Here is a 12,641-nt window from a genome sequence, read left to right as displayed (position 1 = left end):
GCAACGTATCGGGACTGGCCAGTTTGGAAAGGCGCAGTAGTGATTGGACGAATGACAGGCGCGGCAACGCGTGGCCTTTTGGTGGCGTTGCTGATTGCAACACCGGCATTGATCTTGCCCGGTGTTGCCGCAGACTCGACCCAAATCACCGCGCTGATGGCCCTGCTTGCCGGTTTCCTGACCTTCGTCGAATACAACTCCAGCTTTCCCAGCATTGTCGAATTCCGCGATGCCCCCCCATTCAACCGTCTGCGATTTATCGCCATGTTTGTGACCGTCTTGATGATCACCCAGGTGATCAAGAGCCATTCCGAAGTGACCCTGCTCAGCGGCGCGTTATTCTCATTGGGTACAATCATCGGCAATGCCCTCGATTTTCCCTATTCTCCGGTCCGCCTTGCCGTCTTGATGCTGCCGGAAACGGCCAGCATTCAGTTGGTTGAAACCATCCGCGCAGCCGCTGGCCTTGCCTATCTGGTCGCAGCAATTGCGTTGATCGTTTTTGTGGTGATCGTGCGCGTTCTGGGTTGGCCTACCCGCCACGGCGCATTTAACGTCTGGGTGAACCTGCCTCTGTTTGATCCGACGGCAGGCGGTGACGTGATTTCTCGCCTACAGCGGGAAGCGAGGATCAATATTGCACTCGGCTTCTTGCTGCCATTCCTGATCCCTGCGATGGTCAAGCTTGCATCATATCTGATTGATCCGATTCCATTTGAGAACCCGCAAACATTGATCTGGACCGTAAGCGCATGGGCCTTTTTGCCAGCCAGCATGGTCATGCGAGGCATCGCCATGAACAGGGTTGCCGGCATGATCGAAGACAAGCGCCGCCGCACATATGCCGACGCGGAAACCGAAGCAGGTTTGCAAATCGCCTGATAGCACTCGCGGCGGCTCTGATTTGGACTTTGCCTGCTTGGGCAGACACCCTTCGGGTTGCGACCTTCAACACAGAACTGTCCCGCAATGGCCCCGGCCTGTTGCTACGCGATATCCTCAAGGGAACAGATGCACAAATCACTGCAGTGCTGGATCTGCTGGCGCAGACCAATGCCGATGTGATCACCTTGCAGGGGTTCGACTATGATCTCGAAAACCGCGCCCTCATGGCCTTTGCCAATGCTCTTGAGAAACGTGGGTTGCACTATCCTCATCGTTTCGCCGCGCCGCCCAATGCCGGCTTCCGAACCGGGCTTGATCTGAACGGTGACGGACGCAGAGGCGGGCCAGATGACGCGCAAGGCTACGGGCGGTTTTTTGGCGCGGGCAGCATAGCAGTGCTGTCCCGTTTTGTGATTGAAAGGGATGAGGTGCAGGATTTCACGTCGCTGTTGTGGCGCGATCTGCCGGGGGCCGACCTGCCTCAGATCGATGGCAAACCTTTCCCAAGTGCCGAGGCCCAGGCCGTGCAACGCCTGTCGTCACGCGGTCATTGGGTGGTGCCGATCCTGCACCCCAAAATGGGCCGGGTTTCAATCCTGACCTTTCATGCCACACCGCCCGTTTTCGATGGACCCGAAGACCGTAATGGCAAACGCAATGCGGATGAAATCCGGTTCTGGCAGCATTTCCTGGATGGGAAAATTGGCCAGGCGCCAGCAGCCCGGTTTGTTTTGGTAGGTGACGCGAACCTTGATCCCAATAGGGACGAAGGCGAGCACGAGGCCATCAAGGCATTGTTGGATCATCCCGCACTGGTTGATGCCATGCCAAAACTGCCAACGGTCGATTGGCCACAAACCGGGCCAATGCGGGTCAGCTACATCCTGCCCTCAACCGATTGGCATATTGTGGACGCTCAAGTTGTGCCTCAAATCGCCGCAGCCAGCCGCCATAATCTGCTTTGGATGGACCTCAAACAGTAGGTTATCTTGACCCTCCGGCATCCACGGGCTAGGCCGCTTCTGACAGTTTTTTGCAAGGAGCGCCCCATGGCCAACCCAACTCTGCTTATCCTCGCCGGTGACGGCATCGGACCGGAAGTCATGGCGCAAGTCACCCGTGTCATCGACTGGTTTGGTGCCAAGCGTGATTTGACCTTCGATGTGGAGCATGATCTGGTCGGCGGCGCAGCTTACGACAAACACGGCACGCCCCTGCATGACGATACGATGGCCCGCGCGCTTGAGGCGGATGCGGTCCTGCTCGGTGCGGTTGGCGGCCCAAAATATGACGATCTGGATTTCAGCGTAAAACCAGAGCGCGGCCTGCTGCGTCTGCGCAAGGAGATGGACCTTTATTCCAACCTGCGCCCGGCGCAGTGTTTTGATGCCCTGGCCGATTTTTCGTCTTTGAAGAAAGACATCGTTGCCGGCCTCGACATCATGATCGTGCGCGAACTGACCTCTGGCGTTTACTTCGGCGAGCCGCGCGGCATCTTCGAAGAGGGCAACGAACGGGTCGGCATCAACACGCAGCGTTATACCGAAAGCGAAATTGACCGTGTTGCCCGCTCTGCTTTTGAACTGGCTCGCCGCCGTGGCAACAAAGTCTGCTCCATGGAAAAAGCCAACGTGATGGAAAGCGGCATCTTGTGGCGCGAGGTGGTGCAGCGGGTGCATGACGCGGATTACCCCGATGTCGAGTTGAGCCATATGTACGCCGACAATGGCGCGATGCAGTTGGTACGCGCCCCCAAACAGTTTGACGTTATCCTGACGGACAACCTGTTTGGTGACATCCTATCCGATTGCGCCGCGATGCTGACCGGCTCGCTTGGCATGTTGCCATCCGCCTCTCTTGGCGCCCCCAATGCCGACGGCCGCCCCAAAGCGCTTTATGAACCGGTCCACGGATCGGCGCCTGACATCACCGGTCAAGGCAAAGCAAACCCCATCGCCTGCATCCTGAGTTTTGCGATGGCACTGCGTTACTCCTTTGATCAAGGCGACGAGGCCGCGCGTCTTGAAAAAGCGATTGAAAAGGTGCTGGCAGACGGTGCCCGCACTGCGGACCTGATGGGCGAAGAGGGCGGCACCCCGATCAGCACCTCTGACATGGGCGACGCCATTCTGGCCGCGCTTGACTCCAGCCTTTAAAAACGCCCAAAACGGGAAAACGAAAAGCAGCGCCTTGTGCGCTGCTTTTTTCTTGCCTGCCATTGGGGGAGGCGGGAGTACCGTGTTACCCTATCCACCTCAATGCAAGGAGGCCGCGATGCACTGGAAACCAGAAGGATACACAAGCGTCAGCCCATATCTGATCGTGTCAGATGCTCAAGCGACGCTTAACTTCGCACAAGCCGTTTTTGACGCAGAACGTCTGCGCCTGCATCACCGAGAGGACGGCGGGATCAAACACGCCGAGTTCCGGATCGACGACACCGTTGTCATGGTCGGAGAGATGTCCGGCGGAGCCACAGCGCATATCCATGTTTATGTTCCCGATGCCGATGCGGCCTTTGCTCTGGCGCTGGCAACAGGGGGCAACGCCGTTCAGGAAATGACCCGCGCTGGCGACGGCGATTACCGTGGCGGTGTGGCTGATGCCAACGGCACAGTTTGGTGGATTTCCCAACAAGAAGAATACCGCGAGTAACTCTTGTTTGTGACGTATCGGCACTTTGGTTTGCACCCCCGAAATCATTGCTTGCGCCCTGTTTTTAAGGTATGTCAGCGGTAACATTTCTGGATAAGAGAACACCTTTGAACCAAGCGCAGAAAACGGACGCCCCTTTGGATCTTTTTGTGATCGGCGGCGGCATCAATGGCTGCGGCATTGCCCGCGATGCGGCAGGGCGCGGTTTGTCTGTGGCACTGGCAGAAATGAACGATTTGGCCTCGGCCACCTCATCCGCTTCGACCAAATTGTTTCACGGTGGATTGCGGTATCTTGAATATTTCGAGATTGCATTGGTGCGTCATGCTTTGGGTGAGCGCGAGACATTGCTCAAGGCGATGCCGCATATCTCATGGCCGATGCGGTTTGTTCTGCCTTACCACAAAGACATGCGGTTTGAGGCCGACACGCCCGCCTCCAAGATCCTGAATTTCGCCATGCCCTGGACCAAGGGCCGCCGTCCGGCGTGGCTGATCCGGTTTGGCCTGTTCCTTTATGACCATTTGGGCGGTCGCAAGATATTGCCGGCAACCCGTACCCTGTCACTGAACGGCACGCCCGAGGGTGTGCCACTGCAACCGCAGTTCAGCAAAGCCTTTGAATACTCGGACTGCTGGGTAGAAGACGCACGCCTCGTTGTTCTGAACGCCCGCGATGCCGAGGCACGCGGTGCCAAAATCCTGACGCGCACAAAAGTCATCAGCGCCGCCCGAAAAGGTGACCTTTGGGAGATCACCACCGAAGACACTGGAACCGGCACGCAGCAGGTACATCAGGCCAAGATGCTGATCAACGCAGGCGGTCCGTGGGTGGGCGACATCATCCAAAGCAAAGTGCGTATCAATTCCCGCGAGGGCGTGCGTCTGGTACGCGGCAGTCATATCGTCACCAAACGGCTTTATGACCACGACAAATGCTATTTCTTTCAAGGTGGCGATGGCCGGATCATTTTTGCGATACCCTATGAGACCGATTTCACCCTGATCGGCACCACCGATATGGATCACCCTGATCCTTCGGTGCGCCCCGAATGCACGCCGGAGGAACGGGACTATCTGATCAATTTCGCCAACGGCTATTTCCAGCAGGAGCTGAGCGCCGATGATGTGGTCTGGACCTACTCTGGTGTGCGGCCGCTCTACGATGATGGTGCCAGCTCTGCCGCTGCTGCGACCCGCGACTACACGCTCAAGATCGACGCAAATGGTGGTGCGCCAATCCTGAATATCTTTGGCGGCAAGATCACCACCTATCGAAAGCTGGCCGAAGACGCGATGGAGAAGATTGCGCCGTTTTTTGAGGACACCGCAGATCATTGGACCGCAGGCGTCGCCCTTCCCGGGGGTGATTTCCCGGTTGGCGATGTGCAAAAACTGATCGGAACATTGATGTCCGACTATCCCTTCCTTGACCGCGCTTGGGCCACACGCCTGATCCGTGCCTACGGCACCGAAGCCCGGCAAATCCTTGGTGATGCCAGGGCTGCAACCGATCTGGGCGAAACCTTCGGATACAACCTGACCGAAACCGAAGTGCGTTGGCTGATGCAGCGCGAATATGCAAAGACCGCCGATGATGTCTTATGGCGGCGCAGCAAGCTGGGTTTGCGGCTGTCCAAGGTCGAGGCGGCAACTCTGGATCGATGGATGCAGACCCAGCCCGGATCTTGACAACAAAGCCCCCGAAAGAAACCATTCCGCGAACAACACCGAAGGCCCGTTATGACACATATTCTTGCCATTGATCAGGGCACAACGTCCTCCCGCGCCTTGGTTTTTGATAGTGCGATGACCGTCGCAGCCACGGCACAGCAAGAGTTCGCGCAGCACTTCCCTCATAGTGGCTGGGTCGAGCATGATCCGTCTGACCTGTGGTCTACCACCTTGAAAACCTGCCGCGACGCCATAGCGCAGGCCGGACTGGATGGATCAGACATCACCGCAATTGGCATTACGAACCAACGCGAGACCACCGTGGTTTGGGATCGTGAAACGGGCGAGCCGGTCTACAACGCCATTGTTTGGCAAGACCGCCGCACCGCCAAATACTGCGCCGAATTGCGCGCCGCAGGCCATGACGAGATGATCACCGCCAAAACCGGCCTCTTGGCAGATCCCTATTTTTCAGGCACCAAGCTCAAGTGGATATTGGATGAGGTTGAAGGCGCACGGGATCGTGCCCGCGCTGGGAAACTGTTGTTTGGAACGGTCGATAGTTTCCTGATCTGGAATCTGACCAATGGCGCGTCCCATGTCACCGATGCCACCAATGCCGCCCGCACCCTGCTTTATGACATTCACAATGGCCGGTGGAGCAAAAGCATCTGCGATTTGTTCGACATCCCGATGGAGATGCTGCCCGAGGTGAAGGACTGCGCCGCCGATTTTGGCATGACGGATGCCGCGCATCTGGGTGCGGCCTTGCCTATTCTGGGCGTTGCGGGCGACCAACAGGCCGCCACCATCGGGCAGGCCTGTTTTGAACCGGGCATGTTGAAATCCACCTATGGCACCGGATGTTTTGCGCTGCTCAACACCGGGGAAAATGCGGTGACCTCCAACAATCGCTTGTTGACCACTATCGCCTATCAACTGGATGGTAAGACGACATATGCGCTCGAAGGGTCGATCTTTGTGGCAGGGGCGGTTGTGCAATGGCTGCGCGACGGCTTGCAGATCATCAAAGGTGCCGCAGAAACGCAACCCTTGGCAGAAACCGCGGATAACCAGCAAAACGTGATCATCGTTCCGGCCTTTACCGGCCTCGGCGCGCCCTACTGGAATGCAGAATGTCGCGGTGCGGTTTTTGGGCTGACCCGCGGATCGGGACCAGCCGAATTTGCCCGCGCCGCATTGGAAAGCGTCGGATATCAGACCCGCGATCTGATGGAGGCCATGCATGCCGATTGGCAGGACGAAGGGGCCGCGCCCACACTGCGTGTGGATGGCGGGATGAGCGCGAGCGACTGGGCGATGCAATTTCTGTCCGACATCCTCGACGCACCAGTGGACCGTCCGCATGTTCTGGAGACCACGGCAATGGGCGCTGCGTGGCTGGCCGGGCAGCGGGCTGGGATTTATCCCGGAATGGACGAGTTTGCAAAAAGCTGGGTCAAGGAACGTAGTTTTGCGCCTGCCATGGATGATAAGACCCGTGCGGAAAAATATGCGGGTTGGCAACGCGCAGTTACCGCAACCCTGTCGGTCTAGATCGGGCGCGCAGGCTTAGTTGCGGACGCGGCCAAACGTCGACAGGCGGTTGATTTCGTCCAGCCGTTCAAGATTGACAACGGTGGACAACATCAAACGGTCATGGCTCCAATCGCCTGGGCGTTGAATTGAGATTGCCGTCAGGGTCGTCACCGCAAACAACGGCAGGATGACCGCAGCGAGGATCAAACGCGGATGCGTCACGCGCCGCGCATCCAACAGCGATCTGATGCGGTGCTCAAGAAAGCTGGTTTTGCCTTCGCGCAGGGTCGCGCGATCCGCAGTCACCAAGGCGACCTTGGGCACAGCAATCACAAAGGTCCGGTCCTTGCGCAACGTCTTTTGACAAACCGACAACAAAGTATCGCAATAAGTCTTCACGCAGATACTGCCACGTGTCAGAACCGCACTGTCGCAGCTCAACTCGCGCAGATGTTCGACCTGCCGCTTCCAAGCGTGGTAGGCCGGATTAAGAAAGAACAGCGGCTTGAGCGCCTCAAGCAGGATTTCCCACTCAAGATCGCCCTGACGCATGTGTTGGAATTCATGCGCCAAAGATACTTTGAGCTCGCTTCCTTGGCTCAACATATGTGTCGGGATCACCACATAATAATTGCGAATGCCACGTGTGGAGAACGGCACCAGCGTCCGGTCAGACAGCAACAGACGCACCCGGCCAAACCGCCGCCAGATAAAGCTTCGGCTGACAATCTTGTGCAGACAAAACATCGAATATACCAGTCGCACCGCGCCAAGTATCAGCCCCGCAAGAAACGCAACGATCATCGCCTGCGCGAAAAATCCTACACCGCTGAGAATGTTGGATGACAGGGTCTCGCGGATCTGGATCAGGCTTTCAAAGCGGGTCGCCTTCATCTCGAACCCGCCATTCAGGTAATGAGACACCACCATATCGGACAAATTCAGGTTTACGCCTGAGGCAATGCCATTGTTTTGCAAACCATTGAACAGCAGGACAAGGAAAGGTGCAAAAACGATCGCCAGAAAGGCCCCGTTTAGAAGTTGAAGTTGGGTTCCGTAGGCATGTCGAAGGCCCAGATAATTCAACCCGATGCGCGTCAGGTGCCAAAGCCCATAGGCCACGCAAAACAGAATATTGGCGTTGATGAAAGCGTCGAGAACTGCATCACCCGGTATCATTTTTCAACCTCCGATCCACAAGTGCCCGGATTTGCCCCAATGCTTCGTCTGTGAGAGCATCATCGTTGACCAAACGCGCCACGAGAGAGGCAGGCGTGCCATCGAACAGCTTCATCGACAGATCTTTGAGTGAGCGGCTCTGGTAGGCGTCTTTGCCAAGCGCGGGAATATAGACATGGCTTTTGCCTTCTTTCCGGCTGGTGACGAATTCCTTTTGTTCCAGAATGCGCAGGATGGTGGCAGCGGATGTATAGGCCAGATTGCGCTCCTTAGGCAGCTGGTCCAGCACATCACGCACCGTCCCCTCCCCCAAGGCCCAAAGTTCATTCATGAACTCCAGTTCAACCTCTGTTAACAACTCGCGTTTTTTCTTTTCTCTCATTGCCATCCAGTCCGTGGGCATTGCTCACTCGTTACTCTCGCGGAGTAAATACTAAGTTTTTCGTAAACCAAAGCGATTTCTAAACCTTGCGGAAACAGAACACCGCCCACCCCACGGAAATTGCCAGCGGCCACCACAGCGGCTGCCCGACGATGCCAAGCCATGCGAGAAAAATATAGGCTGTTCCCAACAGCGAGATAAACAAGCGATCCCCGCGCGTTGTGGTCAGGCCAAGAACCCCGCGCCGTTCATCCCCGCCCGGACGGCGGATTTCCAGCACGGTGATAATCGCCATTGCGGAAAAGATCCCGCAGAACAGCAGAAATGTGGCGGGCGTCCAAGCCATCCAGAACTCAGGCCACAGGGGATCTGTCCAGGAGAAACCCTTTTCCTCTTCCTTTTTGGCGACATTGCCCCAACCCTGCGCTCCGGCGGGAACCGCCAAAAGCACCGCGGCGATTGCGAGAGAAAAGCGCGTCATCAAACCCTCCCTAGGGCAAAGCCCTTGGCGATGTAATTGCGGACAAAATAGATCACGATGGCACCGGGAATGATGGTGAGCGTCCCCGCCGCCGCAAGCAGGCCAAGTTCATACCCCGCAGATGAGGCAGTCTTGGTCATGGTGGCGGCAATCGGCTTGGCTGCGACCGCCGTCAGGGTCTTGGCCAACAACAGTTCAACCCAAGAGAACATAAAGCAGAAGAACGCGGCGACCCCCACACCCGCTTTGATCGTCGGCAGAAAGATCTTCACAAAGAAGCGCGGGAAGGAATAGCCATCCACATAGGCGGTTTCGTCCAGTTCCTTTGGCACGCCGCCCATGAACCCCTCGAGAATCCAAACCGCCAGCGGGATATTGAACAGGCAATGCGCCAAGGCCACAGCAAGATGTGTGTCAAACAGCCCGACCGAAGAATACAATTGAAAGAACGGCAGCGCAAAAACTGCGGCGGGGGCCATCCGGTTGGTCAGCAGCCAGAAGAACAACTGCTTGTCCCCAAGGAATCGATACCGGGAAAACGCATAGGCGGCAGGCAGGGCCACCGCAACGGATATGACCGTGTTCAGCGACACATAGATGATCGAGTTGATATAGCCCCAGTACCACGTCGGATCAGTAAAGATCACCTTGTAATTCTCAAGCGTAAAGGTCTGGGGAAACAGGCTGAACCCCGAAAGGATCTCACCGGTTGTCTTAAAGCTCATCGCGATGAGCCAATAGATCGGCAGCATCAGAAACAGGATATATAGGATCGGAATGAGGGAGCGTTTTCTCATTGCGCGTCATCCTTTGTCATGAGGGTGTAGAACAACCAGCTCACCAGCAGCGTGATGGCGAAATAGATCAGCGACATCGCCGCCGCTGGCCCAAGGTCAAACTGGCCCAATGCGATCTTCACCAGATCAATGGAAAGCAAGGTCGTCGAATTGCCGGGCCCGCCTCCGGTCAGAACAAAGGGTTCCGTGTAGATGTTAAAGCTGTCCATAAACCGCAATAGAATGGCGATGGTCAGTACAGTCTTCAGCTTGGGCAGCTGAATGAAACGAAAGACTTTCCACGCGCTAGCACCGTCAATCTTGGCCGCCTGATAATAGGCATCCGGGATCGAAACGAGCCCTGCATAAGACAGTAGCACCACAAGCGAAGTCCAATGCCAGACGTCCATCGTGATGATCGTGACCCAAGCCGCAAACGGGTTCTGCGTCATGTCATATGGAATGCCCAGCGTATGGTTCATCAGATAACCCAGCAGCCCGATGTCCGGCAGCGTAAAAATATTCCACATCGCGCCCACAACGTTCCAGGGGATCAGCATCGGCAGCGCCATTGTGACAAGGCAAACCGGCACCCAGAAACCACTGCGTGGCATCGAAAGGGCAATGATAATGCCCAGCGGCACCTCGATGATCAGGATCAGGAAGGTAAATAGAAATTGCCGCCCCAAGGCCGCCTGAAACCGGTCAGACCGCAAGATCTGTTCAAACCAGTCCAGCCCCTGCCAAAAGAACACGTTATTCCCAAAGGTTTCCTGCACCGAATAATTGACCACTGTCATGATCGGCACCAGCGCATTGAACGCCACCAGCAATAGGACCGGCAGCACAAAGAACCACGCTTTTTGATTTTCGGTTTTCATGAGCCCACCTCCGTTGCGATCCAGCCGTCGCGATAAAGCCGGGTTTGATCGGCGCGAAAGGCCAGATGCACGGCCTCGCCCTGTGCGGGCACCGGACCGTCGATCACGGCCTTGATCGAGGTGTCGCCCACCATCGCCTCCAGCACGGAATGCCGGCCAATGTCTGACACTTTGCGCACATGGCCCGGCAGGCCCGTCTTGGCAAGCGAGACAAATTCGGGCCGGATGCCAACCTGCGCCACGCCGCCACGGCCCGTGACTTCGCCTTCCAGCGTGATCGGGTGACCCTCAACCGTGACGCCGCCTTGCTCCTCATCGGCGGGCAGCACATTCATGCCCGGCGAACCGATAAAATGGCCGACAAAGGTATGCTGCGGGCGCTCAAAGAGTTCGACAGGTGTGCCGATTTGTACGATCTCACCATCCTGCATCACCACCACCTGATCGGCAAAGGTCAACGCCTCGGTCTGATCATGGGTTACATAAATCATCGTCGCACGGACCCGTTGATGCAGTTCCTTGAGCTTGGAGCGCAATTTCCATTTCAGATGCGGATCAATCACCGTCAACGGCTCGTCAAACATCACCACGTTCACATCGTCGCGCACCAATCCGCGCCCCATGGAGATCTTTTGTTTGTTGTCCGGTGACAGATGCGAGGCGCGGGTATCGAGCATCTCTTCGACTTCAAGCATCGCGGCAATCTCCGCCACCCGCTCGGTTATCTTGGCCTGTGCCACCCCGCGATTGCGCAGTGGAAACGCCAGATTTTCGCGCACGGTCATCGTGTCGTAGATCACCGGAAACTGAAACACCTGCGCAATGTTACGCTGATCGGGTGGCAGGTCGGTGACATCCTTGCCATCAAACAAGATCCGCCCTTCGGATGGGACCAGCAAACCGGAGATGATATTCAACAATGTGGACTTGCCACACCCCGAAGGCCCCAACAGCGCATAGGCACCGCCGTTCTGCCAATCGAGGTCGATCTCTTTAAGCGCAAAGTCCTCAGGCCCTTTTGGATTCGGCAGGTAGGAATGGCGCAGGTTGGAAAGGGTGATTTTCGCCATCAGGCAACGAGCCTCCCGTCCGGAGCAAAATAGAATGCCTGTGTGGTGTCCATGTAGAACCGGTGGCTTTCGCCCACGTTGTAGGGATGCACCCCATGAGCCAAAGACACCCATGCTTCCTGACCTACCTCAAAATGGGCGCTGGATTCTGAGCCGGACAATTCCGTGACCAAAACCGTGCCGTCCATCGCCACGGTGCTGCCCGAGGCAACTGGCGTAACGTGATGCGGGCGCACGGCGACGACATATGGCCCATCAGGCAATTCTGCCGCCGATCCCCCCATGGTCCAGCTGATCCCGTTTTGCATCTTGGCAGTGGTTCCCGTTTTTACGATTTCGGCCGAGTTGATCGGCGGGTCGGAAAACACACGCGCTGCTGTCAGGTTTTCCGGCCTACGATAGATCTCTGCCGTGGTGCCGAATTGGGTGACAACACCATCGTCCAAAAGCGCGGTCTTGCCACCAAGCAACAGCGCCTCTTCCGGCTCGGACGTGGCGTAGACCACAACCGCGCCGCGGCCTGCAAAGAGTTCAGGCAGCTGTTCGCGCAGTTCCTCGCGCAGTTTGTAATCAAGGTTGGCCAAAGGCTCATCCAGAAACACCGCGCGGCTCTCCTTGGCAATGGCGCGGGCCAAGGCGCAGCGTTGCTGTTGCCCGCCCGACAGCTCTTGCGGACGCCGGTTGAGCATCGGACGCAGTTGCAAGATATCTGCGGCTTCTTCTACGCGCCCGGCGATCTCGGATTTGGCCATGCCTGCAACCCGCAAGGGGGAGGCAATGTTCTCAAAAACTGTCATATGCGGATAGTTTACAAAGAATTGATGTACGAGGCTGATGTTACGCTTTTGAGTGGACAGCTTTGACACATCTTCTCCGTCCATATGAATCTCGCCTGCACCCAACGGATCAAGTCCCGCCATCAATTTGATCAAGGATGTCTTGCCCGATCCGGTCTGCCCCAGCAGAACGTTGAAATGCCCCGCCTCCAGTGACAGCGTGGTGGGTTTGATGTGGGTGATGCCCCTGACGACCTTGGTCGCGGCGCGCAGTTGGATTGTCATGTCGTTCAGCCCGGAATTGCGCCTGAAAGCGCGGCGTCAGAAAAGGCCGAAGCCCAGAG

13 protein-coding genes are annotated in these 12,641 nt (G+C 56.8%); 6 read left to right on the top strand and 7 right to left on the bottom strand.

The features are described from left to right. Positions 1-51 precede the first annotated feature (51 nt). The 6 genes from K3754_RS01735 to glpK all read left to right on the top strand — a co-directional run bounded on the left by K3754_RS01735 (position 52) and on the right by glpK (position 6,770). Positions 52-882, top strand: coding sequence for a hypothetical protein (locus K3754_RS01735; protein WP_203209330.1), 831 nt, complete (start codon positions 52-54; stop codon positions 880-882). A gap of 29 nt (positions 883-911) precedes the next feature. Beyond that, complete coding sequence (locus tag K3754_RS01730; RefSeq protein WP_259940341.1) at positions 912-1,868, top strand: endonuclease/exonuclease/phosphatase family protein; 957 nt, start codon at positions 912-914, stop codon at positions 1,866-1,868. A gap of 66 nt (positions 1,869-1,934) precedes the next feature. Further along, complete coding sequence (gene leuB, locus K3754_RS01725) at positions 1,935-3,041, top strand: 3-isopropylmalate dehydrogenase (RefSeq protein ID WP_259940339.1); 1,107 nt, start codon at positions 1,935-1,937, stop codon at positions 3,039-3,041. Between the two features lie 118 nt (positions 3,042-3,159). Continuing rightward, positions 3,160-3,540, top strand: coding sequence for a VOC family protein (locus K3754_RS01720; protein ID WP_259940337.1), 381 nt, complete (start codon positions 3,160-3,162; stop codon positions 3,538-3,540). A gap of 71 nt (positions 3,541-3,611) precedes the next feature. After that, positions 3,612-5,231, top strand: coding sequence for a glycerol-3-phosphate dehydrogenase (glpD, locus tag K3754_RS01715; protein ID WP_259940335.1), 1,620 nt, complete (start codon positions 3,612-3,614; stop codon positions 5,229-5,231). Positions 5,232-5,282: 51 nt separating this feature from the next. Next, positions 5,283-6,770 carry a glycerol kinase GlpK gene (glpK, locus tag K3754_RS01710; RefSeq protein ID WP_259940333.1) on the top strand — a complete coding sequence of 496 codons (1,488 nt, stop codon included), beginning with the start codon at positions 5,283-5,285 and terminating at the stop codon, positions 6,768-6,770. 15 nt (positions 6,771-6,785) lie between these two features. On the opposite strand, the gene K3754_RS01705 is transcribed toward glpK, so the two are convergent. From K3754_RS01705 to K3754_RS01675, 7 genes are all read right to left on the bottom strand, one after another. Continuing rightward, positions 6,786-7,931: a M56 family metallopeptidase gene (locus K3754_RS01705; protein ID WP_259940331.1), complete on the bottom strand. Its 1,146-nt coding sequence runs from the start codon at positions 7,929-7,931 to the stop codon at positions 6,786-6,788. After that, positions 7,918-8,313 carry a BlaI/MecI/CopY family transcriptional regulator gene (locus tag K3754_RS01700; RefSeq protein ID WP_025047187.1) on the bottom strand — a complete coding sequence of 132 codons (396 nt, stop codon included), beginning with the start codon at positions 8,311-8,313 and terminating at the stop codon, positions 7,918-7,920. The genes K3754_RS01705 and K3754_RS01700 overlap by 14 nt, the downstream gene beginning before the upstream one ends. Before the next feature lie 79 nt (positions 8,314-8,392). After that, positions 8,393-8,794 carry a DUF2160 domain-containing protein gene (locus K3754_RS01695; protein WP_259940329.1) on the bottom strand — a complete coding sequence of 134 codons (402 nt, stop codon included), beginning with the start codon at positions 8,792-8,794 and terminating at the stop codon, positions 8,393-8,395. Continuing rightward, positions 8,794-9,591, bottom strand: a complete 798-nt coding sequence (locus K3754_RS01690) for a carbohydrate ABC transporter permease (protein WP_025047189.1) — start codon at positions 9,589-9,591, stop codon at positions 8,794-8,796. Before K3754_RS01690 ends, K3754_RS01695 begins: the two co-directional genes overlap by 1 nt. Beyond that, positions 9,588-10,451, bottom strand: a complete 864-nt coding sequence (locus tag K3754_RS01685; protein ID WP_259940325.1) for a carbohydrate ABC transporter permease — start codon at positions 10,449-10,451, stop codon at positions 9,588-9,590. Before K3754_RS01685 ends, K3754_RS01690 begins: the two co-directional genes overlap by 4 nt. Further along, complete coding sequence (locus K3754_RS01680; protein WP_259940323.1) at positions 10,448-11,521, bottom strand: ABC transporter ATP-binding protein; 1,074 nt, start codon at positions 11,519-11,521, stop codon at positions 10,448-10,450. The genes K3754_RS01685 and K3754_RS01680 overlap by 4 nt, the downstream gene beginning before the upstream one ends. Further along, complete coding sequence (locus K3754_RS01675) at positions 11,521-12,582, bottom strand: ABC transporter ATP-binding protein (RefSeq protein ID WP_259940321.1); 1,062 nt, start codon at positions 12,580-12,582, stop codon at positions 11,521-11,523. The genes K3754_RS01680 and K3754_RS01675 overlap by 1 nt, the downstream gene beginning before the upstream one ends. Between the last annotated feature and the right edge of the window lie 59 nt (positions 12,583-12,641).

The sequence above is a fragment of the Sulfitobacter sp. M368 genome (assembly GCF_025141875.1).
Lineage (GTDB): Bacteria > Pseudomonadota > Alphaproteobacteria > Rhodobacterales > Rhodobacteraceae > Sulfitobacter > Sulfitobacter mediterraneus_A.
The sequence above is the reverse complement of the archived record's forward strand: the minus strand, read 5'-3'. Positions and strand labels throughout refer to the sequence as shown.

Excerpts from the sequence above, each read along its gene's own strand:
- K3754_RS01735 (WP_203209330.1), top strand. The coding sequence starts at position 52 with ATGACAGGCGCGGCAACGCGTGGCCTTTTGGTGGCGTTGCTGATTGCA.
- leuB (WP_259940339.1), top strand. The coding sequence starts at position 1,935 with ATGGCCAACCCAACTCTGCTTATCCTCGCCGGTGACGGCATCGGACCG.
- K3754_RS01720 (WP_259940337.1), top strand. The coding sequence starts at position 3,160 with ATGCACTGGAAACCAGAAGGATACACAAGCGTCAGCCCATATCTGATC.
- glpD (WP_259940335.1), top strand. The coding sequence starts at position 3,612 with ATGTCAGCGGTAACATTTCTGGATAAGAGAACACCTTTGAACCAAGCG.
- glpK (WP_259940333.1), top strand. The coding sequence starts at position 5,283 with ATGACACATATTCTTGCCATTGATCAGGGCACAACGTCCTCCCGCGCC.
- K3754_RS01705 (WP_259940331.1), bottom strand. The coding sequence starts at position 7,931 with ATGATACCGGGTGATGCAGTTCTCGACGCTTTCATCAACGCCAATATT.
- K3754_RS01700 (WP_025047187.1), bottom strand. The coding sequence starts at position 8,313 with ATGAGAGAAAAGAAAAAACGCGAGTTGTTAACAGAGGTTGAACTGGAG.
- K3754_RS01695 (WP_259940329.1), bottom strand. The coding sequence starts at position 8,794 with ATGACGCGCTTTTCTCTCGCAATCGCCGCGGTGCTTTTGGCGGTTCCC.
- K3754_RS01690 (WP_025047189.1), bottom strand. The coding sequence starts at position 9,591 with ATGAGAAAACGCTCCCTCATTCCGATCCTATATATCCTGTTTCTGATG.
- K3754_RS01685 (WP_259940325.1), bottom strand. The coding sequence starts at position 10,451 with ATGAAAACCGAAAATCAAAAAGCGTGGTTCTTTGTGCTGCCGGTCCTA.
- K3754_RS01680 (WP_259940323.1), bottom strand. The coding sequence starts at position 11,521 with ATGGCGAAAATCACCCTTTCCAACCTGCGCCATTCCTACCTGCCGAAT.
- K3754_RS01675 (WP_259940321.1), bottom strand. The coding sequence starts at position 12,582 with ATGACAATCCAACTGCGCGCCGCGACCAAGGTCGTCAGGGGCATCACC.